The sequence below is a fragment of the Agromyces sp. S2-1-8 genome, from assembly GCF_021129215.1.
Lineage (GTDB): Bacteria > Actinomycetota > Actinomycetes > Actinomycetales > Microbacteriaceae > Agromyces > Agromyces chromiiresistens.
Genome location: NZ_JAJOLP010000001.1, coordinates 2,324,737 through 2,351,638, shown reverse-complemented (window position 1 = coordinate 2,351,638; position 26,902 = coordinate 2,324,737). Strand labels below are relative to the sequence as shown.

Below are 26,902 nucleotides of genomic sequence, written 5' to 3'. Positions count from 1 at the left end.
TCCGAGGACGAGCACGGCGAAGCATCCGCGCATGGAAAAGGGAGCCCGGATCGAATGGACGATCCGGACTCCCTCATGTCGGCGTTACGCCGTGGCCTTGAAGCGGGCGAACCCGGTCACGGTGAGACCGGCGTCGTCCAGGATCTTCTTGACCTGCTGCTTGTTGTCGCGGGCGTAGTCCTGCTCGAGCAGGGCGACCTGCTTGAAGAACGCGGTGAGGCGGCCCTCGACGATCTTCGGCAGGGCGGCCTCGGGCTTGCCCTCGTTGCGGCTGATCTCGGTGACGAGCTCGCGCTCCTTCTCGACGACATCGGTCGGAACCTCGTCGCGCGAGATGAACGACGGGTCGAACATCGCGATGTGCTGCGCGATCCCGCGAGCGGTCTCGGCGTCGGCACCCGTGTAGGCGACGAGCACGCCGATCTGCGGCGGCAGGTCCTTCGACGTCTTGTGCAGGTAGACCGCGAACTCGTCGCCCGAGAGGGTGACGACCTTCGCGAGCTCGACCTTCTCGCCGAGCGTGGCGGCCTGCTCGTCGATGACCTCGCCGACGGTCTTGCCGTCGACCGGCGCCGCGAGAGCGGCCTCGACGTCGGCGGCACCGGCGGCGGCGACCGCGTCGAGCACCTTGTCGGCGAGCGCGATGAACTTGTCGTTCTTCGCGACGAAGTCCGTCTCGCAGGCGAGCTGGATCATCGTGTAGCCGGCGGGCGACTCCTTGGCGGCGACAAGGCCCTCGCTCGTCGAGCGGTCGGCGCGCTTCGCGTTGCCCTTGGCGCCCTTCAGGCGCAGGATCTCGGTGGCCTTCTCGAGGTCGCCACCGGCCTCCTCGAGCGCCTTCTTCGTGTCGACCATGCCCGTGCCGAGCTGCTCGCGCAGGGCCTTGATGTCAGCGATGCTGATTGCCATGTGTGGCTGTCTCCTTCGGGGACTTATTCGGCGGGGGTGGCGGCGGCCTCGGCGGCCTCTGCGCCTTCGACGTCGGCGGCCGACTCGGTCGCAGCGATCTCGGTCGCGGCCTCGTCGACGACCTCAGCAGCCTCGGCCTTGGCCTCGGCCTCGGTCTCGGCGGTCTTCTCGGTCGCGGCGCCCTGCTGGAGGAGCTCCTGCTCCCACTCGGCGAGCGGCTCGACGGCCGAGACGTTGCCGGCCTCTTCAGGCTTCTGGTGGCGCTCGATGAGCCCCTCTGCGGCGGCGTCGGCGATGATGCGGGTGAGCAGGCTCACCGAGCGGATCGCGTCGTCGTTGCCCGGGATCGGGTACTGGACCTCGTCGGGGTCGCAGTTGGTGTCGAGGATGCCGATGACGGGGATGCCGAGCTTCTTGGCCTCGTCGATCGCGAGGTGCTCCTTCTTGGTGTCGACCACCCAGAGGGCCGACGGCGTCTTCGACAGGTTGCGGATGCCGCCGAGCGACTTGTGCAGCTTGTCGAGCTCGCGCTTCTTGATGAGGAGCTCCTTCTTGGTGAAGCCGCTCGTGGTGCCCTCGAAGTCGAGCTCCTCGAGCTCCTTCATGCGCGCGAGGCGCTTGGAGACCGTCTGGAAATTGGTGAGGAGGCCGCCGAGCCAACGCTGGTTGACGTAGGGCTGGCCGACGCGGGTCGCCTGCTCGGCGATCGACTCCTGCGCCTGCTTCTTCGTGCCGACGAAGAGGATGGTGCCGCCGTGGGCGACCGTCTCGCGGACGAAGTCGTAGGCCTTGTCGATGTAGGCGAGCGACTGCTGCAGGTCGATGATGTAGATGCCCGAGCGCTCGGTGAAGATGAAGCGCTTCATCTTCGGGTTCCAGCGGCGGGTCTGGTGCCCGAAGTGCACGCCGCTGTCGAGCAGCTGGCGAATGGTGACGACGGCCATGAGCCGTTCTCCTTCTGTTCTCAGTTGTCGCAACCGGCCGGCGGCCGGGAGCCCTGGTGCCCGGCACGGCTCCGCCGGTCTCGCTCGCGATGAGCGGGTCGGACTGAATGGAGTCGGCTGCCGAATGGGCACGCGTAGTCACCTCGACATGCGAGGCGCTCCGGATACTCTACCATCGGCACCCGTCCTCCCCAACCGCGGCAGGGGCACCGCAGCCCACAAGCCGCGGCTTCCGCCGAGGGGATGCCTCCCGCCGACGCACGATCGGTGGATGGATGATCTCGACCGTTCCGTTCCGACCCGTCCGCGGCCTCGACGAGCCGCCTGGACCGTCGCCGCACTGTCCTGCCTCGTCGTGGGCCTACTCGCCGCTGTGGGCGGCGCGACCTCGCCCACGGCTTCCGCGCTCGATCGCGCTCCGACCCCCGCGGGGGCGACGGGCCCGGCTCGGGGGCCGTTGCAGTGGGTCTGGCCCGCGCCGGCGCCCATCAGGGTCGTCGCACCGTTCCGTGCTCCGCCGACGCCCTACTCGGCCGGACACCGCGGCATCGACCTCGCGGTCGCACCCGGCGCGACCGTCGTCGCCGCCGCGGGTGGCACCGTCCGCTTCGCCGGCATGGTCGCGGGCCGGGGCGTCGTGTCGATCGACCACGGCGACGGCGTCATCAGCTCCATCGAGCCGATCACCGCGCTCGTGCGGGAGGGCGACCTGCTCGCCGCAGGCGATCGGATCGGTGCCGTCGACCGCGGCGGCCACTGCGAGGGCGACTGCGTGCACTTCGGCATCAGGGTCGACGGCGAGTACGTCTCGCCCTTCCTGTTCTTCGGCGGATTGCCCAGGTCGGTGCTGCTGCCGCTGTCGTGACGATCGCCTCGAAAGGCGGCTCACGCCCGCGGATGCGCGGTGCGGTAGCTCTCCTTCAGGCGCTCGGCCGACACGTGCGTGTAGATCTGGGTGGTGCCGAGGCTCGCATGGCCGAGGAACTCCTGCACGGCCCGAAGATCGGCGCCGCCGTCGAGCAGGTGGGTCGCCGCGGTGTGCCGGAAGGTGTGCGGCCCGCTCGGGCCGGTGCCGGGGATCTGCGCGAGCAGGCCGGCGACGAGGCGGTACACGCTGCGCGTGCCCAACCGAGCCCCCCGCTCGCCGACGAAGACGGCCTCGGTCGTCGGCGCACGTGACGACGCGTCGCCGTGCCGTTCGTCGGCCGCGGCGAGGATCTCGCCCCGGGCGGCATCGAGATAGCGGTCGAGCGCCCGCGCTGCGGGAGCGCCGTACGGCACGACGCGCTCCTTCGACCCCTTGCCGAGCACGCGGACCGTGCGGCGCCGCCGGTCGAGATCGCCGCGATCGATGCCGACGAGCTCCGAGACTCGAAGCGCCGACGCGTACAGGAGCTCGGCGATCGCGACGTCTCGCGCCGCGATCGGATCCCCCGTCGTCACGGCGCGCGCCTCCAGGCGCGCGAGCGCGGCGGCGAGCGCATCGGCCGTGACCACCCGCGGCAGCGCACGCTGGGCGCGCGGCGCCCGAAGACGCGCGCCGGGATCGGCGGCCAGTTCGCCTTGGCGGGTGAGCCACGCCGTCAGCCCGCGCGCCGAGGCCGCGCGCCGGGCGATGCTCGACCGGGCGAGACCGCGCTCGGTCGACGCCCAGAGCCAGTCGCGAAGCAGCGCGAGGTCGAGGTCGCGCGCATCGCCGACGCCGTGCGACTCCGCGAACGTCGCCAGGTCGAGGAGGTCGGCCCGGTAGGCGGCGACGGTGTGCTCCGAGTAGCCTCGCTCCGCACGGACGCCGCCGAGGTAGTCGTCGATGGCCGCGTCGAGGTTCATGATTCCGGCTTGCGTGAGAACCGGTCGAGCCGTCGGGCCGGTTCGAGGGACTCGAGCTCGGCGAGATACGCCTCGTCGAATCGGGTGACCACCTGGCCGGGTGGCAGCGGGACGACCGAGCTGGTGACCGCATCGTCGAAGAGATGGACGAGCGAGAAGGAGCGACCGCCGTCGACGCCGACGAGTTCGCGCGGCGGCGCCGAGAGGTCCATCGTGTACGCCGTCGCCCCCGCGACCGCGACCGGCACCCCTGCGAACATTCCCTGCGTCGGATAGTGCAGGTGCCCGCCGAGGATGAGCCGTACGTCGCGACCCCAGACGACCTCGGCGAGCGCGCGCTGCCCGCGGAGCTCGAGCACGTCCATGAGGACGAGCGGGGTCGGGATCGGCGCATGATGGAGCGCGAGCACCGTGCCCCGTGGTGCCGGCACCGACAGCACCCCGTCGAGCCACGCCAGCGCCGAGGCGTCCAGCTCGCCGTGGTGGTAGCCCGGCACGCTCGAGTCGAGTGCGACGATGCGGAGCCCGTCGAGGTCGAACACCTGGTGCACGGGGTCGTCGCTCGCGGGCTCGTCGAGGAGCTCGGTACGGAAGGGCGCACGTTCGTCGTGGTTGCCCATCACCCAGACGAGGCGGGCACCGGCGCCGGCGGCGACCGGCTCGAGTGCCGCGCGTGCGCGGGCGTACGCGTCGGGTTCGCCGAGGTCGGCCACGTCGCCGGTCACCACGATGGCGTCGAGCGCCGGACCGAGCCTCCGCAGCTGCGTCGCAGCCTGCGCGAGCGCGCCCTCGGTGTCGGCGACTCCACCGAGCGGCGCGCCGCCCGCGAGCAGGTGGGTGTCGCTCACGTGCGCGATGACGGTTCGCGCCGCCGGATACAAGCCGAGTCGTGGGTGCACGGGTCCTCCTCGCGGCCAGCCTAGACGTGGGCGCCGACACGTCCGCGGACGACGCCGGGCGTGCCGGTGCACCCGTCCTCGACAGTGCGGGCGACCCCTCCTCGACAGCTCGGGGTGCGACGGATCCGTCGGTTCGACGGCAGTCGATGGCGGACCGCCGTCCTAGACGGTCGACGCTGGACGCGGAGGTGGTGCCGATGAACCACAACACCGAACTCGGACGACGTGGCGAACAGCTCGCCGCCGAGCATCTCGAAGGCGCCGGCATGACGGTCGTCGACCGGAACTGGCGCTGTGCGCTCGGCGAAGTCGACCTGGTGGCCCGTGCGGGTGCGACCCTCGTGTTCGTCGAGGTGAAGACACGCTCGGGGGCCGGCTACGGCCACCCGTTCGAGTCGATCACGCCGCGCAAGCTCGCGCGACTCCGACGACTCGCGGCGGCCTGGTGCGACCAGACCGGCGCGCGCGCCGACCTCATCAGGATCGACGCCGTCTCGGTCCTCGCGCCGCCCTCCGGTGCGGTGGTCATCGAGCACCTCGAGGGGGTGAGCTGATGTCGGTCGCCCGGACGCGCTCCGTCGCCCTGCTCGGCCTCACGGGATCGATCGTCGAGGTCGAAGCCGACCTCTCCTCGCAACTGCCCGCCGTCGTCATCATCGGGCTGCCCGATGCCGCACTCGGCGAGGCCCGCGACCGTGTCCGTTCGGCCGCCAGCAACGCCGGGTGCCCGCTGCCGACCCGACGACTCACGGTGAACCTCTCCCCTGCCGCCCTCCCGAAGCACGGGTCGGGGTTCGACCTCGCGATCGCGCTCGCCTGCCTCGGCGCCGCGGGCGAGGTGCCGACGGCGTCGATCGACCGGGTCGTGCATCTCGGCGAACTCGGGCTCGACGGGCGCCTCCGCCCGATCGACGGCGTCCTGCCGGCGGTGCTCGCGGCGGCGAGGGCGGGGCACGACCTCGTGATGGTGCCGACCGCCAACGCCGCCGAGGCGGCACTCGTCCCCGGGGTGCGCGTCGTCGGGGTCGCGTCGCTCCTGGAGGCGGCGATCTGGCACGGCGCCGCGTACCCTCCGCGCGAGGTGGCAGCGGTCGAGGCCCCCGCCGTCGACGACGTCGTCTGCGAGCTGCCCGGCGATCTCGCCGACGTCGCGGGCAACACGGACGCCGTCGATGCGATGCTCGTGGCCGCCGCAGGCGGACACCACCTCTCCCTCCTGGGGCCGCCCGGTGCCGGCAAGACGATGCTCGCGGCGCGGCTGCCCGGCCTGCTGCCCGATCTCGATGCCGACGCCGCGCTCGAGGTCGCGTCGATCCGATCGCTCGCCGGCCTCCGTCCCAACGGGTCGCTCTCGTTCCGTCCCCCGTTCGAGGCGCCGCACCACACCGCGACGGCGGCGGCGATCGTCGGTGGCGGCAGCCGGATGATCCGTCCGGGGGCCGCCGCCCGCGCGACCCACGGGGTGCTCTTCCTCGACGAGGCCCCGGAGTTCCCGAGGGCGGTGCTCGACGTGCTGCGGCAGCCCATCGAGTCGGGCACGATCTCGATCCATCGCGCGAACGCCGTCGCCACGTTCCCGGCGCGCTTCCAGCTCGTCCTCGCCTCCAACCCGTGCCCGTGCGGCAATGCGGGCACGAGCGACTGCACGTGCGCGCCGATCGTGCAGCGGCGCTATCTCGCTCGACTCTCGGGCCCGCTGCTCGACCGGATCGACCTCCAGCTGCGGGTGCCTCGCATCACCGTGGCGGCGATGCGCCTGGCCGGCGACGGTTCGACCGTCTCGACCGCCGAAGCACGACATCGCGTCGGCGAGGCGAGGCTGGCGGCGGCCGAACGCCTGCGCGGTACGCCGTGGCGCACCAACGCGGAGATGCCCGGTACCTGGCTGCGCGGCGCCGGCCGGCTGCATCCCGGCGGCGCAGCCACGAAGGGCATCGACCGGATGCTCGAGCTCGGTGCCATCACGATGCGCGGCTACGACCGAATCCTCAAGGTCGCGTGGACCCTCGCCGATCTCGCGGGGGCCGGATCGCCCGGAGCCGAGCACGTCGGCCGCGCGAGCTTCTTCAAGACGGGAGCAGAGGCATGAGCACCGACCCGTTCCGCCATGTCGACGCCGCCGTGTTCGACGCCGTCCGCGCACATGCCCGCACCGGCGACGAGCGCCGCGCCGATGCCGAGGCCCGGGCACTGCTCGGGTTCCTGGCCGAACCCGGCGACGGCGTGCTCGGCAGGGCGGTCGCCGCTGCCGGCGCCCGCGCCGTCGCAGGCCTCGTCGCCGGCGGGGCACCCGCTTCGGCGCTCGCCGAGGTGCTGGGCCGCGACGGCGAGACGGCGACCCTGCAGTCGGCCGTGCAGGCGCTCGGGCGGTGGCGACCGCGCCTCGACGACGAGGCCTTCGCCCGCTCGCTCGTGCAGGCGGCGCGCGTCGGGGCGCGCCTGCTCGTACCGGGCGATCCCGAGTGGCCGTGGCGCATCGACGATCTGGGCGCGGCCGCGCCGGTCTCGCTGTGGGTGCGAGGGCGCCCGGAGGCCCTCGCCGAGGGGCAGGCCACCATCTCGCTCGTGGGCGCCAGGGCGGCCACCGGCTATGGCCAGCACGTCACCGCCGAGGCCTCGGCCGGGCTCGTGGACCGCGGGTTCGCGATCGTCTCGGGCGGCGCATACGGCATCGACGGCACGGCGCACCGGGCCGCGCTCGCGAGCGACGGGACGACGGTCGCGTTCCTCGCCGGCGGGATCGACCGCTACTACCCCAGCGGTCACGAGGCACTGCTCTCACGCATCGCCGAGACGGGCGCCGTCTATTCGGAGGTCGCGTGCGGCACCGCGCCGTCGAAGTGGCGGTTCCTCATGCGCAACCGACTCATCGCCGCGGCCGGCGATGCGACCGTCGTGCTCGAGGCCGGACTGCGGTCGGGCTCGCTCAACACCGCCACGCACGCCACCGAGCTCGGCCGACCGCTCGGGGCGGTGCCCGGGCCCGTCACGAGTCCTGCGTCAGCAGGCTGCCATCGGCTCTTCCGCGAACGCGACGCGATCTGCGTCGTCGACGCGGCCCAGATGGCCGAACTCGCCTCGGGCCTCGGCGCCGCCATCGGCGGGGCTTCCCCGTCGGGCGGCCGAGTTTCGACGTCCGCACCCGTCGAGCCGAGCCACGACGGGCTCCGCGTGCTCGATGCGCTCAGCACGCGTGCGGCCCGCGGAGTCGACGACCTGGCCCGCCGAAGCGGTATGTCGCCGGGACATGTCATGTCCACGCTCGCCGAACTCGAGGTCGAGGGGCACGCCCGGCGCGACACCGGAGGGCTCTGGACGCGACGGATCCGACGACGATGAGCCGTGAGTCAGAGGCCCCGCCCTCTCGGAGCGGTGCCGGGGAGCGGGCCCCCGCGGGCTCACTCGTCGAGCGCGAGCTCCTTCGGAAGCTCGAACTCGCGGGTGGCGAGCTCCTCGACGTTGACGTCCTTGAAGGTGAGCACGCGCACGCTCTTCACGAAACGGTCGGCTCGGTAGACGTCCCACACCCAGACGTCCTTCATCGTGAGCTCGAAGTAGAAGTCGTGCTCGGTGTCGCGTCGAACGAGTTCGACCTCGTTCGCGAGGTAGAACCGTCGCTCGGTCTCGACCACGTACTTGAACTGCGCGACGATGTCGCGATACTCGCGGTACAGGGCCAGCTCGACCTCGCGGTCGTAGTCTTCGAACTCGTCTTCATCCATCGCGAATCATCCTACGCCGAGGTCGAACAACGCCGGCGCCTCGCGCTCGCGCTCGTGCAGCCAGGTCCGGCGGTGCAGGTCGCTCGGACCGTGCTCGTCGATCGCGGCGAAGTGCGCGCGGCTCGAGTAGCCCTTGTTCTCGTCCCACGAGTACAACGGGGTCTCGGTGTGCGCCAGGCGCATGCCGCCGTCGCGGTGCACCTTCGCGATGACCGACGCCGCAGCGACCGACGCGCAGTCGCGGTCGGCCTTGATGCGCGTGCGCACGCGGGCGCGGTACTCGATCGCCGGGCTCAGCCAGTCGTGGTTGCCGTCGAGGATGAGCGGCGCCCCACGGAGCTCGGGGGCGAGTTCTGCCGGCAGCGAGGCGAGTGCCCTGGCCCCCGCCAGACCCAGGCAGGCCATGATGCCGAGCGCGTCGATCTCGTTCGCCGACGCCTCGCCGACCGCAGCCGCCATGACCCATGCGGCAGCTCGGGGCGCCATCGCCTCGCGGCGGGGCTCGGTCATGAGCTTCGAGTCGCGCAGCCCCGTCGGCATGCGCCTGACCGTCTGGTCGATGACGACCAGTCCGACCGTGACCGGGCCGGCGAGCGCACCCCGGCCCACCTCGTCGCAGGCGAGCACGAACGGGGCCCCCTCGTCGAACAGCTCGCGCTCGAGCTTGAGGTTCGGGATCGCCTGCTTCGGCATCAGCCCGTACCCTCGTCGACGCCCTCGAACACGTCGGGGTAGTTGTCGAGCCACGACCAGTGCGAGAGCGGCCAGCTGACGACGAACGCGCGACCGACGACGTTCTCGATCGGGACGAAGCCCTTGAGCGGGGTGTCGGCGTTGTAGCGCGAGTCCTTCGAGTTGTTGCGGTTGTCGCCCATGACCCAGAGCGAGTCGTCGGGGACGACCTCGTCGAAGTCCACCTCCGAGGCCTTCGTGTCGCCCGGCGGCAGGAAGATGTACGGCTCGTCGAGCGGCACCCCGTTGACGCTCATCTGGCCGAGCGCGTTGCAGCACTCGACGTGATCGCCCGGCAGCCCGATGACGCGCTTCACGAGGTGGTCGTTCGAGTCGGGCGCACTCAGCCCGACGAACGCGAGGAACCAGTCGACGGCCGCGACGAGCGGCGGCTGGTTCGGCTCGGGCACCGACGTCAGCCAGCCCCCCGGATCCTTGAAGACGACCACGTCGCCGCGCGAGATCGGCGTGAGCTCCGGCACCAGCTGGTTCACGATGATGCGGTCGTCTTTCACGAGCGTCTCCTCCATCGACTGCGATGGGATGAAGAACGATCGGATGAGGAACGTCTTGATGAGGAACGAAACGAGCACCGCCACCACGAAGATGACGAGCAGGTCCCTCAGGAAGAGGAGGAAGCTGCGCTGCCGTCGTGCCGTTGCCGTACCCGCGCGATCTGCGCGCGTGGTGGTGTCTTCTTCTGTCATTTAACCGCCCGAGCTCCCCACCAGTCTATGGTGGGGAGCTCGGTCGGAAGTTCGCGGCAGGCCGCGATTCACGCGCGCCGGATCAGGCGTCGCGCTTCTCCTTGATCTTCGCCTTCTTGCCGCGCAGCTTGCGCAGGTAGTAGAGCTTCGCGCGACGCACGTCACCGCGGGTCACGACCTCGATGTGGTCGATGACCGGGGAGTGCACCGGGAACTTGCGCTCGACGCCGACCTGGAAGCTGACCTTGCGGACCGTGAAGGTCTCGCGCACGCCTTCGCCCGAGCGGCCGATGACGACGCCCTGGAAGACCTGGATGCGCGAGCGCGTGCCTTCGATGATGTTCACGTGCACCTTGACGGTGTCACCCGCCCGGAACTCCGGGATGTCGGAACGCAGGCTCGCCGCGTCGACATGGTCGAGGATGTGCATGATGATTCGCTCTCTGCGCCCGCCACCGGTCGAACGCGGATCTTGATGGGAAAGTGTCTGGTGCCGCCTCGCACGGTGACCGTGCGTCGCATGCTCCCCGGAGGCAGAGTCGTCGGCAGGATCGCTCCTGCAGCGGCACAATCCTCTATTGTGCCATGCCGACGGCCCGACAGCCAAAGCGACGAGACGGATGCCTCGACCGCGCCGCGACGGTGATCAGTCGCGCACCTCGTGGACGATGATGACATCGCCGTCGTCGTCGCCCCGCCCCGAGCCGGTCGACGGGAACGGCGGACGCCGCGCCGAGGCATCCCCCGCCGGTCCGCCGCCGCGCTGCTCGGCCGCGAGCCGCTCGAACTCGGCCATCGACGCGTTCATGCGCCTCGCGCCGTCGCGCACGAGTTCCCACAGGACCACCCAGAACGCGGCGATCGCACCGACCACCGCGAGGAGGCCGAACACGCCGCTGGAGGCGAGGTAGAACCCGGTGCCGATGATGGCGGCGTGCCAGGCGCCGAGCACGCCGACGTCGGTCCACGAGACCGCCCGCTCGCGGCGGACCGTCGGCCTCGCGTTCACGAGCAGGGCGACCACCCCGAGCGTGAGGAACGCGATCGGCACGACGATGACGAGCCCGAGCGTGCCCCAGCCGCCCGAGCCGAAGATCGCCCAGCCCACGAGCAACCACACCGGCAGCGCGACGATCGCGATGAACTGCCAGCGGTAGAAGAGGCGCCGGATGAGCATGTGCCAAGGCTAATCCCGACCGCCTGCGAGCGCGCCGGGTGTTCACTCAGGGCGGAGCCGACAGAATGGACTCGGAGAGGATGACCGTGATCGAACTGAGGACCCCCGCCGAGATCGAGGAGATGCGGCCCGCCGGCCGCTTCGTCGCGAGCGTCATCGAGGCGACGTCGAAGGCCGCGGCCGTCGGCGTCAACCTGCTCGAGCTCGACGCGCTCGCGCACGAGATGATCCGCAAGGCCGGAGCGGAGAGCTGCTACATCGACTACCACCCGTCGTTCGGCGCGAGTCCGTTCGGCAAGGTCATCTGCACCTCGGTGAACGACGCGGTGCTGCACGGGCTCCCCCGCGACTACAAGCTGCGCGACGGCGACCTGCTGAGCCTCGACTTCGCCGCCTCGGTGAACGGCTGGGTCGCCGACTCGGCGCGATCGATCGTCGTCGGCACCCCTCGCGACGAGGATCTGCGGCTCATCGACTCGACGGAGCGCGCGCTCGCCGCCGGCATCGCCGCCGCGCGTCCCGGCAACCGCATCGGCGACATCTCCCGGGCGATCGGCGACGTCGCGAAGGCGTCGGGCTACCGCGTCAACACCGACTTCGGAGGGCACGGCGTCGGCCGCACCATGCACGGCGACCCGCACATCCCGAACAGCGGGCGCCCGGGTCGCGGGCTTCCCCTCAAGCCCGGCCTCGTGATCGCGATCGAGCCGTGGTGGCTCGAGACGACCGACGAGATCTTCACCGATCCCGACGGCTGGACGCTCCGCAGTGCCGACGGCTCGCGCGGCGCGCACTCGGAGCACACGATCGCCGTCACCGACGGCGACCCGATCGTGCTCACGCAGCGCGGCTGAACCGACGGCGTACAGGTTCACACGTCGAGCTCGACCTCGATCATGCCTCCGACGATCCGGGTGCGGTAGGTGCGAAGCGCGAGCGAGCCGTCGGTGAAGCACTCCCCCGTGCCGAGGTCGTAGACCTCCTTGTGCAGCGGCGAGGCGATCGTCGGGCGCTCGCCCCGCGACCCCACGATGCCGCGCGCCATCACGGGTGCGCCCGTGTGCGGATCGTGGTGGTCGACGGCGTAGACCTCGCGATCGTCGAGCAGGACCAGGGCGATCTGGCGAGACCCGTGCAGTGCGACCTCGCCCCAGCCAGGCTCGAGGTCGTCGACGCCGCAGGTCCGCACCCAGGCGACCCTCGACTCGATCGTCGTCGACATGGCGGCTCCTCTCCTCGGCGGCGCTCGGGGCGCCGGCGCGTGCGTCCGACGCTAGCGGCCGCCTGTTTCGACGACCCTCCCGTCGCCGTTACACCCGCATGACGTCCGCCTCACACCCGGCGACCGGGCGCGTGCGGCGCCGGTGCGCCGAGGTTACCCCGCCGTAACAGCCCCGAAACCGCCCCCACCTACGCTCGCCTCATCCGAGCCCGGGGAGGCAGCATGACCGAGAACAGCCGTGCCGCGGTGCGCGACGTCGTCATCGTCGGCGGCGGGCCCGCGGCCCATCGCCTCGCCGACAGCCTGCACGCCCGCGACGCCGACCACGCGCTGCGCGTCACCGTCGTCGGCGAAGAACGCCATGCGCCGTACGACCGGGTCGCGCTCAGCACCCGGCTCGCGGATGCCGCGACGGACCTCACCCTCGAACCGAGCGCGATGTGGGATGACGGCCGCGTCGAGCTCGTCGTGGGCGACCGGGTCGTCGACGTCGACGCCTCGGCGCGCACCGCGACGACCTCGAGCGGCCTGGTCCTGCCGTGGGACGAGCTCGTGCTCGCGACGGGTTCGAGCGCACCGGTTCCCGACCTCCCCGGGGCCGAGCACGCCCGCGTGTACCGCACGATCGACGACGTCGACGCGCTCGTCGCCGAGACCGCGGCGATCGCCCGGGAGCGAGGCAGGCCCGCCCAGGTCGTCGTCGCAGGCGGCGGGCTGCTCGGCCTCGAGGCCGCGGGCGGGCTCGCCGGGCTCGGCGCGCACACGGCCGTCGTGCACTCGGGCGGCTGGCTCATGTCGGCCCAGCTCGACGAGGGCGCGGGACGCGCACTCGGCCGCATCATGGCGGGCCAGGGCATCGGCCTGCACCTCGGCACCCGCCCGGCGGCGGTCGTCGTCGAGCACGGTTCGGTGGTCGGCGTCGAGCTCGCGAACGGGCGTCGCATCGACTGCGACGTGATCGTCTTCGCGATCGGCATCACCCCGCGCGACGAGCTCGCCCGCGACCTCGGCCTCGAGCTCGGCCCGCGCGGCGGCGTCGCCGTCGACACCTCGTGCGCGACGTCCCTGCCGAACGTCTGGGCCATCGGCGAGGTGGCGAGCTTCGACGGGCGGTGCACGGGTCTCGTCGCCCCGGCGAACGCCATGGCGGAGGTCGTCGCCGACCGGCTGCTCGGCGGGACCGCGGAGTTCACGACGGTCGACGACGCGACCAAGCTCAAGCTCTCGGGCGTCGACGTCGCGAGCTTCGGCGACGCCCTCGCGCGAACCGAGCACGCACTCGAGATCGTCTACGCCGACCCCGCTCGCGGGCTGTACCAGAAGCTCGTCATGACCGACGACGCGAAGACGCTGCTCGGCGGCGTGTTCGTCGGCGACGCGGCTCCGTACTCCTCGCTCCGGCCGCTGCTCGGCACGGAGCTCTCGGCCGAACCCGCGGCCTACCTGTCGGCAGCCGGCGTCGAGCCGCCCGCCGGCGACGAGCTGCCGGACGGCGCGCTCGTCTGCGCCTGCAACAACGTCGCCGCGGGCACGATCCGCGGCGCGGTCGCCGGCGACGATCACGTGCCGGGCTGCACCGACCTCGGCGAGCTCAAGGCGTGCACCCGGGCCGGCACGCAGTGCGGCTCCTGCGTGCCGCTCGTGAAGAAGCTGCTCGAGTCGGAGCTCGTGAAGTCGGGCGTGACCCCGTCGCGCGCGCTGTGCGAGCACTTCGACCTGAGCCGGCAGGAGCTCTTCGAGTCGATCCGAGTGCTCGGGCTCACGTCGTTCGACGAGATCGTCGAGCGGCTCGGCACCGGCCGGGGGTGCGACGTCTGCAAACCGGTGATCGCGTCGATCCTCGCCACCCAGCACGGCTCGTACATCCTCGACGGCGGCCGCGGAGCACTGCAGGACACCAACGACCGGGCGATGGCGAACATGCAGAAGGACGGCACCTACTCGGTCGTCCCCCGCATCCCCGCCGGCGAGGTCACTCCTGAGAAGCTCGCGGTCATCGCCGAGGTGGCGATGGAGTTCGGCCTGTACACGAAGATCACCGGCGGCCAGCGCATCGACCTGTTCGGCGCACGGCTCGACCAGCTGCCCGACATCTGGCGCCGGCTCGTCGACGCCGGCTTCGAGTCGGGGCAGGCGTACGGCAAGGCACTGCGCAACGTGAAGAGCTGCGTCGGCTCGACCTGGTGCCGCTACGGCGTGCAGGATTCGGTGGCCATGGCGGTCCGCCTCGAACTGCGCTACCGCGGTCTCCGCTCCCCGCACAAGCTCAAGTTCGGCGTCTCGGGGTGCGCCCGCGAGTGCGCGGAGGCGCGCGGCAAGGACGTCGGCGTGATCGCGACCGACGCGGGCTGGAACCTCTACGTCGGCGGCAACGGCGGCTTCCAGCCGGCGCACGCGCAGCTGCTCGCGAGCGACCTCGACGACGAGACGCTCATCCGGTATATCGACCGGTACCTGATGTACTACATCCGCACCGCCGACCGCCTGCAGCGGACCGCCCGCTGGATGGAGGACCTCGAGGGCGGGATCGGCCACGTGCGCGAGGTCGTCGTCGACGACTCGCTCGGCCTCGCAGCAGAACTGGAAGCCGCGGTCGGCGCGCACGTCGAGCACTACGAGGACGAGTGGGCGGCGACCCTCGCCGACCCCGAGCGGCTCCGGCGCTTCCGCTCGTTCGTCAACGCCCCCGGCACCCCCGACCCGTCTATCGCCCGGGTACCGGAACGGGACCAGTTCCGCCCGGCGACCCCCGAGGAGCGCGCCGACGGGCGGGCGGTGCTCGTCTCGGGGGCGCGCATCCCCGTGCGGGAGGGCGCACGATGACCGGCCGGGTGACGCTCGTCGGCGGGGGCCCGGGCGCCGTCGACCTGCTGACGCTGCGCGCCGCGCGTGCGCTCGCCGACGCCGATGTCGTGCTCTACGACCGGCTGGCTCCGCACGACGAGCTCGCAGCTCTCGCGCCGGGGGCGCTGCTCGTCGATGTCGGGAAGCGCCCGGGCCACCACGCCGTGCCTCAGCACGAGATCGAGGCGATGCTCGTCGGCCACGCGGCATCCGGCGCCCACGTCGTCCGACTGAAGGGCGGCGATCCCTACGTGCTCGGCCGCGGCGGCGAGGAGGTGCTCGCCTGCCATGCCGCGGGCATCCCCGTCGACGTGGTGCCCGGCGTCACGAGTGCGATCTCGGTGCCGGCGGCCGCCGGCATCCCGCTCACGCACCGCGGGGTGAGCCACGCATTCACCGTCGTGTCGGGTCACGCCCCGCTCGCCGACGACGAGCTGCGCCACCTCGCAGGGCTCGGCGGCACGATCGTCGTCCTCATGGGCATCGGCACGCTGCCGTCGCTCGCGGCCGGCCTCGCGAGGCACGGACTCCCGGCACGGCATCCCGTCGCCGTCGTGGAACGCGGCTGCACCCCGGCGCAACGGACGACGCTCGGCACGCTCGGCGACATCGTGCAGGCGGCGGCACGGGCCCGGGTCGCCTCACCCGCCGTCGTGGTCGTCGGCGAGGTCGTGCGCCTCGCGCACGACGGCGACGCGAGCGCCGCCGAGCTCATGGAGCGCGCCGCCCGCTGGTCGGTGGTCGCATGACGGATGCCTCGGACTGCGCGCCGGGCTTCCGGCCCGACCAGCTCGCCGGATTCCGGATCGGCGTGACGAGCGACCGCCGCGCGGGCGACCTGATCGACGCCCTCGCACGACGGGGCGCCCAGGTGCTGCACGCACCGACGCTGCGCATGGCGAACGCGGTCTCCGACGATCCCGTGATCGCCGACACCAGGGCGATCATCGCCGCACGCCCCGACGTGCTGCTCGCCACGACCGCGTACGGGGTGCGGCGCTGGTTCGAGGTCGCCGATGCCGCTGGGCTCGGCGAGGACCTCGTCGAGGCGCTCTCCGCGACCGACATCCTCGTGCGCGGGCCGAAGGCGCGCGGCGGCATCCGCGCCGCGGGCCTCGGCGACGTGGGGATGAGCGCCGAGGAGACGACCGAGTCGCTCGTCGACGAGGTGCTCGAACGCTATCCGCCGGGTCTCACCGTCGCGGTGCAGCTGCACGGCTTCCTGCAGCCGTTCCAGCTCGAACGGCTGCACGAGGCGCACGCCCGCGTGCTCACGGTCGAGCCGTACCGCTGGGTGGAGACCGACGCCGACGACGACCGCGTCGACCGGCTCATCGACGCGGCCTGCTCGGGCGGGCTCGACTGCATCACCTTCACGAGCGCGCCGGCGGTGCACGCGCTCTTCGGCGCCGCTGAGGCGCGCGGGCGGTACGACGAGCTCGTCGACGCGATGTGCGGTCCCGTCGTCGCCGCGGCCGTCGGTCCCGTGACCGCCGCCCCGCTCGAGGATGCCGGCATCACCCCGATCACGCCGGAGCGCTACCGGATGGGCGCACTCATCCGCCTCGTGTGCGAGCACCTCGAGCAGTCGCGCGTCATCCGCCTCGACACCCGGCACGGGCCGCTCGAGCTCCGCGGCTCGATGCTCGACATCCACGATCGACGAGTGCCGCTCGCCCCCGTCGCGCTCGCGCTGCTGCGCGCGCTCGTCCTCGCCCACGGCGCGGTCGTCGCACGCGACCGCCTGGCATCCGGCCTGCCCGGCACGACCGACCCGCACGCGCTCGAGGTCGCGCTCAGCCGCCTGCGCCGCACCATCGGCGTTCCCGGACTCATCACGACCGTCGTCAAGCGCGGCTACCGGATCGACGTCTGATGACCGCCCTCACACGTCGCCGCCGCGCGGGTGAGCAGGTGGAGACGCAGCGTTCACGACCGCAGCGACCGGTCGAAACACCCGCTCACTAGCGTCGACGTCACGAACCCCGACCGCGACCGCAACGGAGGCCCCGATGACCGACACCGTGAGCACCGAACCGCACTCGACCCAGAGCCCGACCGCTGCGCAGCCCGCACCGGACCTCGTCACCCGGCCCGGCCGGTGGATCGACGGCTGGGACCCCGAGGATGCGGTGCAGTGGGCGTCGCAGGGGCGCAGCATCGCCCGCCGCAACCTGCGCTGGTCGATCTTCGCCGAGTTCCTCGGCTTCGTGGTGTGGCAGCTCTGGTCGATCGTCGCGGTCGCGCTGCCGGATGCGGGGTTCGTGCTCTCGACGAGCGAGGTGTTCTGGCTCATCTCGATTCCGAGCCTCGTCGGCGCGACCCTGCGCATCCCCTACTCGTTCCTCGTGCCGAGGTTCGGCGGACGCAACTGGACGATCGTCTCGGCCGGGCTGCTCCTCGTGCCGACGATCGCGCTCGCCGTCTGCGTCGTGAACCCGGCGACGCCGTTCCCCGTGCTCCTCGCCGCCGCGGCGCTCGCCGGGTTCGGCGGCGGCAACTTCGCGAGCTCCATGGCGAACATCACGTACTTCTACCCGCAGCGCGAGAAGGGCTGGGCGCTCGGCCTCAACGCCGCGGGCGGCAACCTCGGCGCCGCGGTCGCGCAGTTCGCCGTGCCCGTCATCATCACGATCGGCGCCGGCGCGACCCTGCAACTGCCGCTCGCCGGCTGGATCTGGGTGCCGCTCATCGTCGTGGCGATGATCGGCGCCTGGCGCCGCATGGACAACCTCTCGAACGCGAAGGCCGACCTCGCCGGCTCGGCGGCCGCCCTCAAGGAGCCGCACCTCTGGTTGCTCTCTTCGCTCTACATCGGCACGTTCGGTTCGTTCATCGGCTTCGCGAGCGTGTTCCCGAAGCTCATCGCGGACCAGTTCCCCGCGTTCTCGACCTTCGCGGTCGGCGGCGCGTCGGTCTCCCTCGCCTTCCTCGGGGCGCTCGTGGGGTCGCTCGCCCGTCCCTTCGGCGGCCGGCTCGCCGACCGGTTCGGCGGGGCCCGCATCACGATGTGCGCCTTCGCGGCCATGGGTGCCATCACCCTCGTCGTCGTCGTGGTCGTGCCCGCGGCCGGCTTCTGGCCGTTCCTCGGGCTGTTCCTCCTGCTGTTCGCCGCGGCCGGCATCGGCAACGGCTCGACGTATCGCATGGTGCCGGTCGTCTTCGCGCTCCGCGCCTCCGGCGACGACGCCGCCCGTCGCCGGAAGGCGGCGGCGGCGCTCGGCCTCATCTCGGCGATCGGCGCGTACGGCGGCTTCCTCATCCCGCAGGCCCTGAACCTCTCGTTCCAGACGACGGGCGGCTACTCGGCGGCGTTCCTCGGATTCGTCGCCGCCTACGCCGGGCTCCTCCTCCTGACCGCCCTCGTCTACGTGCGTCCGCTTCGTTCGCACCGGGTGTGAGGAACCCGCGATGCCGACAGCCGCCGCCGACACCCACTGCCCGTACTGCGCGCTGCAGTGCGCCATGACCCTCACCGCGGCGGATGCCTCGCGGTCGGCCGCGCCCCCGACGACCGAGCCGATCGCGCCGGTCATCGTCGCCGGCCGCGAATTCCCGACGAACCGCGGTGGCCTGTGCAAGAAGGGCTGGACCTCGCCCGAGCTGCTCCGCTCGCCCTCGCGACTGCTCGCCCCGCTCGTGCGCGGCGCCGACGGCGGGCTCCACGAGGCGAGCTGGGAGGAGGCACTCGATCTCGTCGCGACACGGCTCCGAGGCATCCGCGATCGGTACGGGGCCGACGCCGTGGGCGTCTTCGGCGGCGGCGGGCTGACGAACGAGAAGGCGTACCAGCTCGGCAAGTTCGCGAGGCTCGCGCTCGGCACGAGCCGCATCGACTACAACGGCCGGTACTGCATGTCGTCGGCCGCCGCAGCGGGCAACCGCGCATTCGGCGTCGACCGCGGCCTGCCGTTCCCGCTCGAGGACCTCGACGCGGCCGACACCGTGCTGCTGCTCGGCACGAACGTCGCCGCGACGATGCCGCCGTTCATCGGACACCTGGCGGGTGCGCAGGCCGCCGGCGGGCTCGTCGTGGTCGATCCCCGGCGCACCGCGACCGCGCGGCTGACCGATGACGGCCGCGGGGCGCACCTGCAGCCGGCTCCGGGCACCGACCTCGTGCTGCTGCTCGGACTCGCGCACATCGTGATCGCCGAGGGGCTCGCCGACACCCGCTACCTCGAGCGGCGGACCGCGGGCTACGACGCCGTGCGCCGCAGCGTCGCGAGCTGGTGGCCCGCGCGCGTGCAATCGGTCACGGGGGTTCCCGCCGCGATGCTGCGCGATCTCGCCCGCCGGCTCGCCGCGGGCGGTCGCACGTTCATCCTCACCGGGCGAGGCGTCGAACAGCACGTCGACGGCACCGACACCGCGACCGCCGCGATCAACCTCGCCCTGCTGCTCGGGCTGCCGGGACGACCGGGCAGCGGCTACGGCACGCTCACCGGGCAGGGCAACGGCCAGGGCGGCCGCGAGCACGGCCAGAAGTGCGACCAGCTGCCCGGCTATCGCAAGATCACCGACCCTGCGGCGCGCGAGCATGTCGCGCGGGTGTGGGGCGTCGAGCCCGACGAGATCCCGGGCCCGGGCGTGCCGGCGGTCGAGCTGCTGCAGTCGCTCGGGCGGGCCGGCGGCGTCCGGGCCCTGCTCGTGCACGGCTCGAACCCCGTCGTCTCTTCGCCGAACGCCGCAGCCGTGCGCGACGGGCTCGCGGCGCTCGACCTCCTCGTCGTGTGCGACTTCGTCCCGTCCGAGACGGCCGCGCTCGCCGACGTCGTGCTGCCCGTGCTGCAGTGGGCCGAGGAGGAGGGCACGATGACCTCGCTCGAGGGCAGGGTGCTCCGCCGGAGGCGCGCCCTCGACCCGCCCCCGGGCGTGCGCGACGAGCTCTGGGTGCTTGCGGAGCTCGCCCGCCTGCTGGGCCGCCGCACCGGCTTCGCCACGGAGCCCGAGACCGTCTTCGACGAACTGCGGCGCGCATCCGAGGGCGGCATCGCCGACTACTCGGGCATCGACTACGCGAGCCTCGACCGGGGCGAGCCGGCGTACTGGCCCTACCCGCGCGGCGGCACATCGACACCGCGCCTGTTCACCGAGCGCTTCGCGCACCCCGACGGCCTCGCCCGCCTCGTCGCGGTCGCCCCCCGCGCGGGCGCCCGGCCGGTGCCGGCACCCGACGAGCTCACGCTCGTCACGGGTCGGCTGCTCGAGCACTACCAGAGCGGTGCGCAGACGCGCCGGGTTCCCGAGCTGCTCACCGCGCAGCCCGTCCTCGTCGCGTCGCTGCACCCGGCCACCGCCCTGCGGCTCGGCGTCGCCGACGGCGAGATCGTCGCCATCGAGAACTCCCGCGGCCGCGTCCGATGCCGCGCCGCGATCACCACCGACGTCCGCGTCGAGTGCGTGTTCCTGCCGTTCCACTTCGGCGACGACCAGGCCGCGAACCTGCTCACCTCCGACGCCGTCGACCCGATCTCCGCGATGCCGGAGTTCAAGACCAATCACGTGCGGGTCACCCGCGTCGCACCGCGCGTCGGCGCGACGACCGCGCGGGACGATCGCCTCGAAGAGCACGGAGCCGTCGCATGAGCCCACCTCACCGCATCGTCCTCATCGGATACGGCCCGGTCGGCGCCCGCTTCGTCGACGAACTGCTCCCCGCCGTCGCCGAGGGCGTGCTCGAGCTCACGGTCATCGGCGGCGAAGACGTCGAGGCGTACAACCGGGTGCTGGTCGCCGAGTACGCCGTCGGCGCCACCGAGCTCGGTGCGATGACCATCGGCGACCGCGACGCCGCCGAAGCCGCCGGCGCCCGCGTGCTGCTCGGGGTCTCCGCACGCGCGATCCACCGCGATGCGAGGACGGTCGAGCTCTCGACGGGCGAGTTCGTGCCGTACGACCGGCTCGTGCTGGCGACGGGCGCCCGGGCCAACGTGCCGACGCTCGACGGCGTCGACCGGCCGCGACGCGACCTCACGTCGCTCGAGCGGCACGGCGCCGCGCTCGTCGGTCGTGACGGCGACCTGCCGGCCGGCGTCACGACGCTCCGCGACCTCGACGACGCCGAACGAGTGCTCGCCACGGTACGTGAGCGCAAGCGGATCATCGTGCTCGGCGCCGGCGTTCTCGGACTCGAGCTCGCGCTCGCGGCCGCGCACGCCGGAGCCGAGGTCTGCGTCGTGCACCACGGCCAGCACCCGATGCCGCGCAACCTCGATCGCGGAGGCGGACTCGTGCTCCGGGCAGCTCTCCGCCGAAGCGGGATCGCGGTCGTCGCGAACTCCCGCGCCGAGGCGATCGGATTCCGCGGAGCGGACGACGAGCGCCGATTCGACCGGCTGATCACCGCCGACGGCAAGGAGCTCCGCGGCGACCTCCTCGTGCTCTCGTGCGGTGTGAGCCCGCGCAACGAGCTCGCGACGCTCGCCGGCCTGCGCACCGCGGTCGGCATCGTCGTGCACCCGTCACTGCAGACGTGGACCGACCCGGCGATCCACGCGATCGGCGACTGCGCGCAGATCGCCGACTCGGCCGGGCACGGCTCCGACCGGATCGTCCCGGGCGCCCCCGCCGGCCTCATCGGCCCGGGATGGCGCCAGGCGGCCTGGCTCGCCGGTCGCTTCGTCGCGGCGGCGCGCTCGGCCCGATCGTCCGATCTGGCGCCGCTCGGGGCCGTCCCGGCCGCGCCGGGATCGCCGCCCATCGCCGCCGACGAGGCGCTCGCGCCGGAACGCGAACCCATCGTCATGCTGAAGGCCGAGCACCTCGACGTGGTCGCCGTGGGCGACGTGTCGGCCGACCCGTGGGACGACGACCGCGAACGCCCGCGTCGGCGGGTGGCCCAGTGGGCCGACCCGGAGCACGACCGATACGTCAAGATGGTCACCGAGGACGGCGTGCTCACGGCCTTCGCGAGCGTCGGGATGCCGCGCACCGCCGCCGAGCTCACGCTGCTGTTCGAACGACGGGCCGAACTGCCCGCCGACCGCTCGATGCTGCTGCGCCTCGACGGCCCCGACGACGACCCGAGCACCGGTTCGGCTGGGCTCGCCCCCGCCGCGACGGTGTGCTGGTGCAACGGGGTCACGGCCGGGCGCATCGCCGAGTCGGCCGCCTGCGGCAACGCCACCGTCGATGCGATCGGGCGCGACACCCGTGCCGGCACGGGCTGCGGTGGTTGTCGCGGCCGGATCGCGGAGCTGCTCGCCCGCGCGTTCGAGGCCGACGACGCACCGAGCCGGGCCGGCTGACGGCGGACCGAGCGGTCACCGGTGCGAGCGGCCCGGCCCACGCGCACCGTCGGCCCGAGCAGGTGCGGCGGAGCGCTGCCCGAGTCAGGCCCCGGGTAGGGTGTCGGGCCGGGTCTCGTCGAAGCGGGCGAGCACCAGGTCGACGAGCTCGGCCGGCGCCGACGCGTCGGGTGTGAGCAGCGCATCGGCGACGACGTCCGCGCCGGAGGTCAGGATCGCGTCGTAGAACTGCCCGGGCGCGAGCAGGTAGGGCCCGACGACCACGCGCCGGCCGCGGTGCAGCTCGCGGATCATCTCGATCGCGTCGCGCAGCCGCGGCAGCCCCGCGGCGATGAAACCGACCGTGACGGGCCGACCGAGTCGCAGCCCGAGCCGGCGGGCGGTCTCGAAGCACTCGCGCACCGCCCGCGGGTCGTTCGAGCCGGCGGCGGCGAGCACGACGACGTCGTCGTCGTCGAGCCCGGTCCGGTCGAGTCGCCTCGCGAGCACGTCGACGATGCGATCGTCGGGACCGAGCCCGGCGGCCAGCCCGGCGTGCGATCGCGAGTGGGCGATGCCGAGCTCGAGCCCCGTTCGCACGTGGAATCCGGCTGAGAGGACGAGCGGCACGATGACCGCGCCCTCATCGCGGTCGGCGACGAGCTCGATCGGCTCTCGAGCGCGGGCGTCGATGAAGGCGATCGACACGTCGAGTGCCGGGCGCGACGAGGCCACGGCGTCGACGAGCCGGATGATGGCCGCTCGGTTCGCCGACGTCGGCCGGCCGTGCGTCACCGCGACCAGTCGCAGGCTGCGGGTCGATGCCCGCATCGCGGGCGAACCCGCACTCGTGACGGCCATGTTCGAACCCCGCCTCCCGCGGGGATCAGGGCACCCGCGGCTTCGACGGTAGGAAGGCGGTGTTACGCGGACGCGTTCCGGGTGTTTCGAACGGGTGAAGAACGGCTCACGCGTCGCTGTCGGCGCCATCGCCTCCGGCGAGCAGCTCGGGTCGGACCCGGCGGGTGCGCTCGAGCTGCTGCTCGTGACGCCAGGCGGCGACCGCGCCGTGGTTGCCCGATCGCAGCACCGGCGGCACCTCGAGTCCTCGCCACTCGGCGGGCTTGGTGTAGCTCGGGTACTCGAGGAGCCCGTTCTCGTGCGACTCCTCGACGAGCGACTCGGGGTTGCCGACGACGCCGGGCACGAGACGGCCCGCCGCCTCGATCATCGCCATCACCGCGACCTCGCCGCCGTTGAGCACGTAGTCGCCGAGCGAGATGAGCCGCACCCGCATGCGCGTCGAATAGTGGTCGACGACGCGTTGGTCGATGCCCTCGTACCGCCCGCACGCGAAGACGACGTGCGGCTCGGCCGCGAGCTCGCGAGCGAGCTGCTGCGTGAACGGCTCGCCCGCAGGCGACGGCACGACGAGCAGCGCATCGGACTCGCCCTCGCCGACGATCGCGTCGAGTGCCTCGCCCCACGGCTCGGGCTTCATGACCATGCCCGCGCCGCCGCCGTACGGCGTGTCGTCGACGGTGCGGTGCCGGTCGTGCGTGTGGTCTCGCAGGTCGTGCGCGGTGATCTCGAGCAGGCCCGACTCCCGCGCACGACCGAGCAGCGAGAGATCGAGCACCGAGAAGAACTCGGGGAAGATCGTGACGATGTCGACGCGCACGGACCCGCTCCTACGCGCGGGGCTCGTCGCCGGCGGCGGGCTCGTCGCCGGGCAGCTCGGCGCCGGCGTCGGCCGACTCGTCGGCCGAGGCATCCTGCTGCCCCGTCTCGGGGATCTCCTCGAAGAGCCCGGCCGGCGGGGTCACCGTGAGCGTGCCGGCCTCGAGGTCGACCTCGGGCACGATCGCGGAGACGAACGGCACCATGACCTCGACGCCCGCGGTCTTGACGATGAGCAGGTCCTGCGCGGGGAGGTGGTCGACATGGACGACCTCGCCGATGCGCTCGCCGTCGCGGACGACCGCGAGCCCGACGAGCTGGTGGTCGTACCACGCGTCGGGCTCGGCCGCCTCGTCGTCGGCGTGCTCGACCCAGAGGATCGCCTTGATGAGGGTCTCGGCCGCGGTGCGGTCGTCGACACCCTCGAAGAATCCGACGGGGTGCCCGTTGTACCAGCGGAGCTCGCGCAGCACGAGGCGCTTGCCGTGCCAGGGCGATTCCTTCGGCACCTGCAGCGAGAACTCGGCCCCGGGCGTGAAACGTCGCTCGGGGTCGTCGGTGTAGAGCTCGAGCTTGATCGCGCCCTTCAGGCCGTGCGCCTTCGTGAGGCGACCGACCCGGAGCTGCGACTTCGGTGCTTCGGCCACGTCAGTCGTCGGTGTCGACGACGTCGACCCGCACGCGGCGGCCGTCGGCGAGCGCCGTGACGAGCGTGCGGAGGGCCTTTGCGGTGCGACCGGCCCGGCCGATGACACGGCCGAGGTCCTCGGGGTTCACGTGAACCTCGAGGACCTCGCCGCGTGCGCTCGACGCGGAGACGACCTTCACATCGTCAGGGTGATCGACGATCCCCTTGACGAGGTGTTCGAGCGCGGACTGGAGCAAGGCCTTACGCCTCGTCCGTCGCGGTCTCCGCAGCCTCGGCCTCGGCCTCGGCGGGCTCCTCGGCCTTGGGGGCCGGCTTCTCGGCCTTGGGCTTCAGCACCGGCTTCTTCTTCTCGTCGGCGACGAACTCGGCCTTGGCGTCCTTCGTCTGCACCTTCGAGACGGCGTTCTCGTCGCCCTTGAACTTGCCCCAGTCGCCCGTGAGCTTGAGGATGGCGAGCACCTGCTCGGTCGGCTGCGCGCCGACGCCGAGCCAGTACTGCGCGCGGTCGGAGTCGACCTCGATGAACGAGGGCTGCTCGGTGGGGTGGTACTTGCCGATCTCCTCGATCACACGACCGTCGCGCTTGGTGCGCGAGTCGGCGACGACGATGCGGTAGTACGGCGCACGGATCTTGCCGAGACGCTTGAGACGGATCTTGACAGCCACGATTCTCCTGAATGTGTAGAAAGGTTGAACCGATCGCCTGGAGCGTGGGGTGCACACCCGGCGGAAGCTCGAAATGGTCGGACCGCGGCCTGATAGAGGGTCGGGCGGCGATCCAACCCCCTATTCTGCCAGATCGGGGCGGATGCCGCGAACCGGCGCCGCACGGTCGGCGGAGCCGATCCCGCGACGTGTCAGCGGAGCCCGGCCATCCACGCCTCGATGCCCGCGGCGTCGATCGGGAGCCCGCGCGAGAGCACCTCGCCGCCGTCGGCGGTCACGACGACGTCGTCCTCGAGCCGCACGCCGAGCCCGCGGAGCTCGGGCGGGACCGTCTCGTCGAAGGCGTGGAAGTAGAGCCCGGGTTCGACGGTGAGCGCCATGCCCGGCCGCATCTTCGCGCCCTGGTACGCCGCGTGGCTCGCGGCCGAGCAGTCGTGCACGTCGATGCCGAGGTGGTGGCCGACGCCGCACACGATGTATCGGCGATGCTGCTGCCCCTCTGGCGAGAGCGCCTCGTCCACCGAGACCGGCAGGAGGCCCCAGTCGGCGAGCCCCCGGGCGAGCACCTCCATGCACGCCGTGTGGAAGTCGGCCCAGTCACGACCCGGCCCGACGGCTGCGAGCCCCGCGCGGTGGGAGGCCTCGACGAGGTCGTGCACCTCGCGCTGGGCGGTCGAGAACGAGCCCGACGCGGGCAGCGTGCGGGTGACGTCGGCCGTGTAGCCCGACCGGCGCTCGACGCCGAGGTCGAGCAGCAGCAGCGCCTCGGGGTCGACGTCGCCCTCGGCGCGCACCCAGTGCAGGACGGGCGCGTGGGCGCCGGATCCGACGATCGAGGCGTACCCCGTGCCCGCACCGAAGGTGCGCGCGTACCGGTCGAACGTGCCCTGCAGCCATCGCTCGCCACCGCGGCGCACCGCGGCCGGGATCTCGAACGCGGTGGCCGCGAAGCCGTCGACCGTGGTGTCGACCGCGGCGCGCAGCTCGGCGAGCTCCCAGTCGTCCTTCACCATGCGGAGTTCGGCCAGTACGCGCGCGAGCTCGCCCGACCGCGGGTGAGCGGCGATCGCGGCACCCGGACCCGTCGTCGGAGGCGTGCCGGCGAGGAGGGCGCCGCTCGGCAGGTCGAGCTCCTCGATGCGCCGCGTGCGCACGCCGAGCACGTCGGCGTACTCGGCGAGGCCGGCGATCGGGCCGACCCACAGCTCACCCCGCAGCGGGTCGGCGAAGAAGCCCTCGTCGCCCGGGCGGAAGGGCGACGGCAGGTAGAGCGTCGCATCGTGGCCGCCGCCCGCCGGTTCGAGCACGAGCACGGCGTCCTCCACCCCCGCACCGACGAGCCAGAGGAAGTCGCTGTCGGCGCGGAACTCGTGCGCGTTGTCGTTGACGCGCATCGGCGCCCGGCCGGCCGCGATCGCGATCACCAGTCCCCCGGCGGCCGCCGAGAGCCGCTCGCGGTGCCGTGCTGCGGCGGCGGGCGCGCCGGAGGGGATGACGGGCGTGCGGTCGGCGTCGGCCCAGCCGCGCTGCATGAACTCGCGGAATCCGGGCGACCCGGCAAGGCGCGGCATCCGCGGATCGGGCTCGGGCGCCTGCGGCATCGAGCGCGCGGGCCCGGGCGCCGCGCCGGCCTCCGTGCGATCGACGGGGTTGATCGTGGCGGCGCCTTCGTCGGCGTGCATGTCCGCTCCT

26 protein-coding genes and 1 pseudogene are annotated in these 26,902 nt (G+C 72.6%); 11 read left to right on the top strand and 16 right to left on the bottom strand.

The window, feature by feature from the left end; translation table 11 throughout:
* Positions 1-84 precede the first annotated feature (84 nt).
* Together tsf and rpsB are read right to left on the bottom strand one after the other, a co-directional pair.
* Positions 85-909 (bottom strand): translation elongation factor Ts, encoded by an 825-nt coding sequence (gene tsf, locus LR269_RS10685; protein ID WP_231430775.1) that lies wholly within the window; start codon positions 907-909, stop codon positions 85-87.
* Positions 910-932: 23 nt separating this feature from the next.
* Positions 933-1,853, bottom strand: a complete 921-nt coding sequence (rpsB, locus tag LR269_RS10680; RefSeq protein ID WP_231430774.1) for a 30S ribosomal protein S2 — start codon at positions 1,851-1,853, stop codon at positions 933-935.
* Between the two features lie 271 nt (positions 1,854-2,124).
* Here rpsB and LR269_RS10675 point away from each other — a divergent pair, with 271 nt between their 5' ends.
* Entirely contained in the window at positions 2,125-2,718 is a 594-nt protein-coding gene (locus LR269_RS10675; protein ID WP_231430773.1) for a murein hydrolase activator EnvC, read from the top strand.
* Positions 2,719-2,738: 20 nt separating this feature from the next.
* On the opposite strand, the gene LR269_RS10670 is transcribed toward LR269_RS10675, so the two are convergent.
* Entirely contained in the window at positions 2,739-3,683 is a 945-nt protein-coding gene (locus LR269_RS10670; protein ID WP_231430772.1) for a tyrosine recombinase XerC, read from the bottom strand.
* A complete protein-coding gene (locus tag LR269_RS10665) occupies positions 3,680-4,582 on the bottom strand; it encodes a phosphodiesterase (RefSeq protein ID WP_231430771.1) in 903 nt (300 codons plus the stop codon). The genes LR269_RS10670 and LR269_RS10665 overlap by 4 nt, the downstream gene beginning before the upstream one ends.
* 197 nt (positions 4,583-4,779) lie before the next feature.
* Here LR269_RS10665 and LR269_RS10660 point away from each other — a divergent pair, with 197 nt between their 5' ends.
* The 3 genes from LR269_RS10660 to dprA are packed head-to-tail and all read left to right on the top strand — an operon-like array spanning position 4,780 to position 7,921.
* A complete protein-coding gene (locus tag LR269_RS10660) occupies positions 4,780-5,136 on the top strand; it encodes a YraN family protein (protein WP_231430770.1) in 357 nt (118 codons plus the stop codon).
* Positions 5,136-6,671: a YifB family Mg chelatase-like AAA ATPase gene (locus tag LR269_RS10655; protein WP_231430769.1), complete on the top strand. Its 1,536-nt coding sequence runs from the start codon at positions 5,136-5,138 to the stop codon at positions 6,669-6,671. Before LR269_RS10660 ends, LR269_RS10655 begins: the two co-directional genes overlap by 1 nt.
* Entirely contained in the window at positions 6,668-7,921 is a 1,254-nt protein-coding gene (dprA, locus tag LR269_RS10650) for a DNA-processing protein DprA (RefSeq protein WP_231430768.1), read from the top strand. Before LR269_RS10655 ends, dprA begins: the two co-directional genes overlap by 4 nt.
* 59 nt (positions 7,922-7,980) lie before the next feature.
* Here the strand turns inward: dprA and LR269_RS10645 are convergent, their stop codons facing one another.
* The 5 genes from LR269_RS10645 to LR269_RS10625 form a co-directional block, all read right to left on the bottom strand.
* Positions 7,981-8,304, bottom strand: coding sequence for a DUF2469 family protein (locus LR269_RS10645; protein ID WP_231430767.1), 324 nt, complete (start codon positions 8,302-8,304; stop codon positions 7,981-7,983).
* 6 nt (positions 8,305-8,310) lie between these two features.
* The gene (locus tag LR269_RS10640; protein WP_231430766.1) at positions 8,311-8,997 is read right to left on the bottom strand and encodes a ribonuclease HII; all 687 of its coding nucleotides are present in this window, start codon (positions 8,995-8,997) and stop codon (positions 8,311-8,313) included.
* On the bottom strand, positions 8,997-9,743 hold the full coding sequence (gene lepB, locus LR269_RS10635) for a signal peptidase I (RefSeq protein WP_231430765.1): 747 nt from the start codon (positions 9,741-9,743) through the stop codon (positions 8,997-8,999). Before lepB ends, LR269_RS10640 begins: the two co-directional genes overlap by 1 nt.
* A gap of 82 nt (positions 9,744-9,825) precedes the next feature.
* Positions 9,826-10,173, bottom strand: coding sequence for a 50S ribosomal protein L19 (gene rplS, locus LR269_RS10630; protein ID WP_231430764.1), 348 nt, complete (start codon positions 10,171-10,173; stop codon positions 9,826-9,828).
* A gap of 216 nt (positions 10,174-10,389) precedes the next feature.
* Positions 10,390-10,920 (bottom strand): hypothetical protein, encoded by a 531-nt coding sequence (locus LR269_RS10625; protein WP_231430763.1) that lies wholly within the window; start codon positions 10,918-10,920, stop codon positions 10,390-10,392.
* An 86-nt stretch (positions 10,921-11,006) separates the two neighbouring features.
* Here LR269_RS10625 and map point away from each other — a divergent pair, with 86 nt between their 5' ends.
* Positions 11,007-11,774 (top strand): type I methionyl aminopeptidase, encoded by a 768-nt coding sequence (gene map, locus LR269_RS10620; RefSeq protein ID WP_231430762.1) that lies wholly within the window; start codon positions 11,007-11,009, stop codon positions 11,772-11,774.
* A 17-nt stretch (positions 11,775-11,791) separates the two neighbouring features.
* Here the strand turns inward: map and nirD are convergent, their stop codons facing one another.
* On the bottom strand, positions 11,792-12,142 hold the full coding sequence (gene nirD, locus LR269_RS10615; protein WP_231430761.1) for a nitrite reductase small subunit NirD: 351 nt from the start codon (positions 12,140-12,142) through the stop codon (positions 11,792-11,794).
* A 222-nt stretch (positions 12,143-12,364) separates the two neighbouring features.
* On the opposite strand from nirD, the gene nirB reads away from it, so the two are divergent.
* The 6 genes and pseudogenes from nirB (at position 12,365) to LR269_RS10585 (ending at position 22,236) form a co-directional block, all read left to right on the top strand.
* Positions 12,365-14,965: a nitrite reductase large subunit NirB gene (nirB, locus tag LR269_RS10610; protein ID WP_231430760.1), complete on the top strand. Its 2,601-nt coding sequence runs from the start codon at positions 12,365-12,367 to the stop codon at positions 14,963-14,965.
* Positions 14,935-15,735 (top strand): annotated as a pseudogene (gene cobA, locus LR269_RS10605) (uroporphyrinogen-III C-methyltransferase); the annotation flags it as partial. The gene nirB and the pseudogene cobA, both read left to right, overlap by 31 nt.
* Entirely contained in the window at positions 15,732-16,862 is a 1,131-nt protein-coding gene (locus LR269_RS10600) for a uroporphyrinogen-III synthase (protein WP_231430758.1), read from the top strand. The pseudogene cobA and the gene LR269_RS10600, both read left to right, overlap by 4 nt.
* A gap of 136 nt (positions 16,863-16,998) precedes the next feature.
* Positions 16,999-18,387 carry an MFS transporter gene (locus tag LR269_RS10595; RefSeq protein ID WP_231430757.1) on the top strand — a complete coding sequence of 463 codons (1,389 nt, stop codon included), beginning with the start codon at positions 16,999-17,001 and terminating at the stop codon, positions 18,385-18,387.
* Between the two features lie 10 nt (positions 18,388-18,397).
* Positions 18,398-20,575, top strand: coding sequence for a molybdopterin oxidoreductase family protein (locus LR269_RS10590; protein ID WP_231430756.1), 2,178 nt, complete (start codon positions 18,398-18,400; stop codon positions 20,573-20,575).
* Entirely contained in the window at positions 20,572-22,236 is a 1,665-nt protein-coding gene (locus LR269_RS10585) for an FAD-dependent oxidoreductase (protein ID WP_231430755.1), read from the top strand. The genes LR269_RS10590 and LR269_RS10585 overlap by 4 nt, the downstream gene beginning before the upstream one ends.
* 84 nt (positions 22,237-22,320) lie before the next feature.
* Here LR269_RS10585 and LR269_RS10580 read toward each other — a convergent pair whose 3' ends face one another.
* The 6 genes from LR269_RS10580 to LR269_RS10555 form a co-directional block, all read right to left on the bottom strand.
* Positions 22,321-23,076, bottom strand: coding sequence for a sirohydrochlorin chelatase (locus tag LR269_RS10580; protein ID WP_231430754.1), 756 nt, complete (start codon positions 23,074-23,076; stop codon positions 22,321-22,323).
* Between the two features lie 106 nt (positions 23,077-23,182).
* On the bottom strand, positions 23,183-23,896 hold the full coding sequence (gene trmD, locus LR269_RS10575; protein WP_231430753.1) for a tRNA (guanosine(37)-N1)-methyltransferase TrmD: 714 nt from the start codon (positions 23,894-23,896) through the stop codon (positions 23,183-23,185).
* 10 nt (positions 23,897-23,906) lie between these two features.
* Entirely contained in the window at positions 23,907-24,542 is a 636-nt protein-coding gene (gene rimM, locus LR269_RS10570) for a ribosome maturation factor RimM (RefSeq protein WP_231430752.1), read from the bottom strand.
* Between the two features lies 1 nt (position 24,543).
* Complete coding sequence (locus tag LR269_RS10565) at positions 24,544-24,780, bottom strand: RNA-binding protein (protein WP_056651189.1); 237 nt, start codon at positions 24,778-24,780, stop codon at positions 24,544-24,546.
* A gap of 4 nt (positions 24,781-24,784) precedes the next feature.
* Entirely contained in the window at positions 24,785-25,210 is a 426-nt protein-coding gene (gene rpsP, locus LR269_RS10560; protein WP_231430751.1) for a 30S ribosomal protein S16, read from the bottom strand.
* Between the two features lie 191 nt (positions 25,211-25,401).
* On the bottom strand, positions 25,402-26,892 hold the full coding sequence (locus LR269_RS10555; protein WP_231430750.1) for an aminopeptidase P family protein: 1,491 nt from the start codon (positions 26,890-26,892) through the stop codon (positions 25,402-25,404).
* Positions 26,893-26,902: the final 10 nt, after the last annotated feature.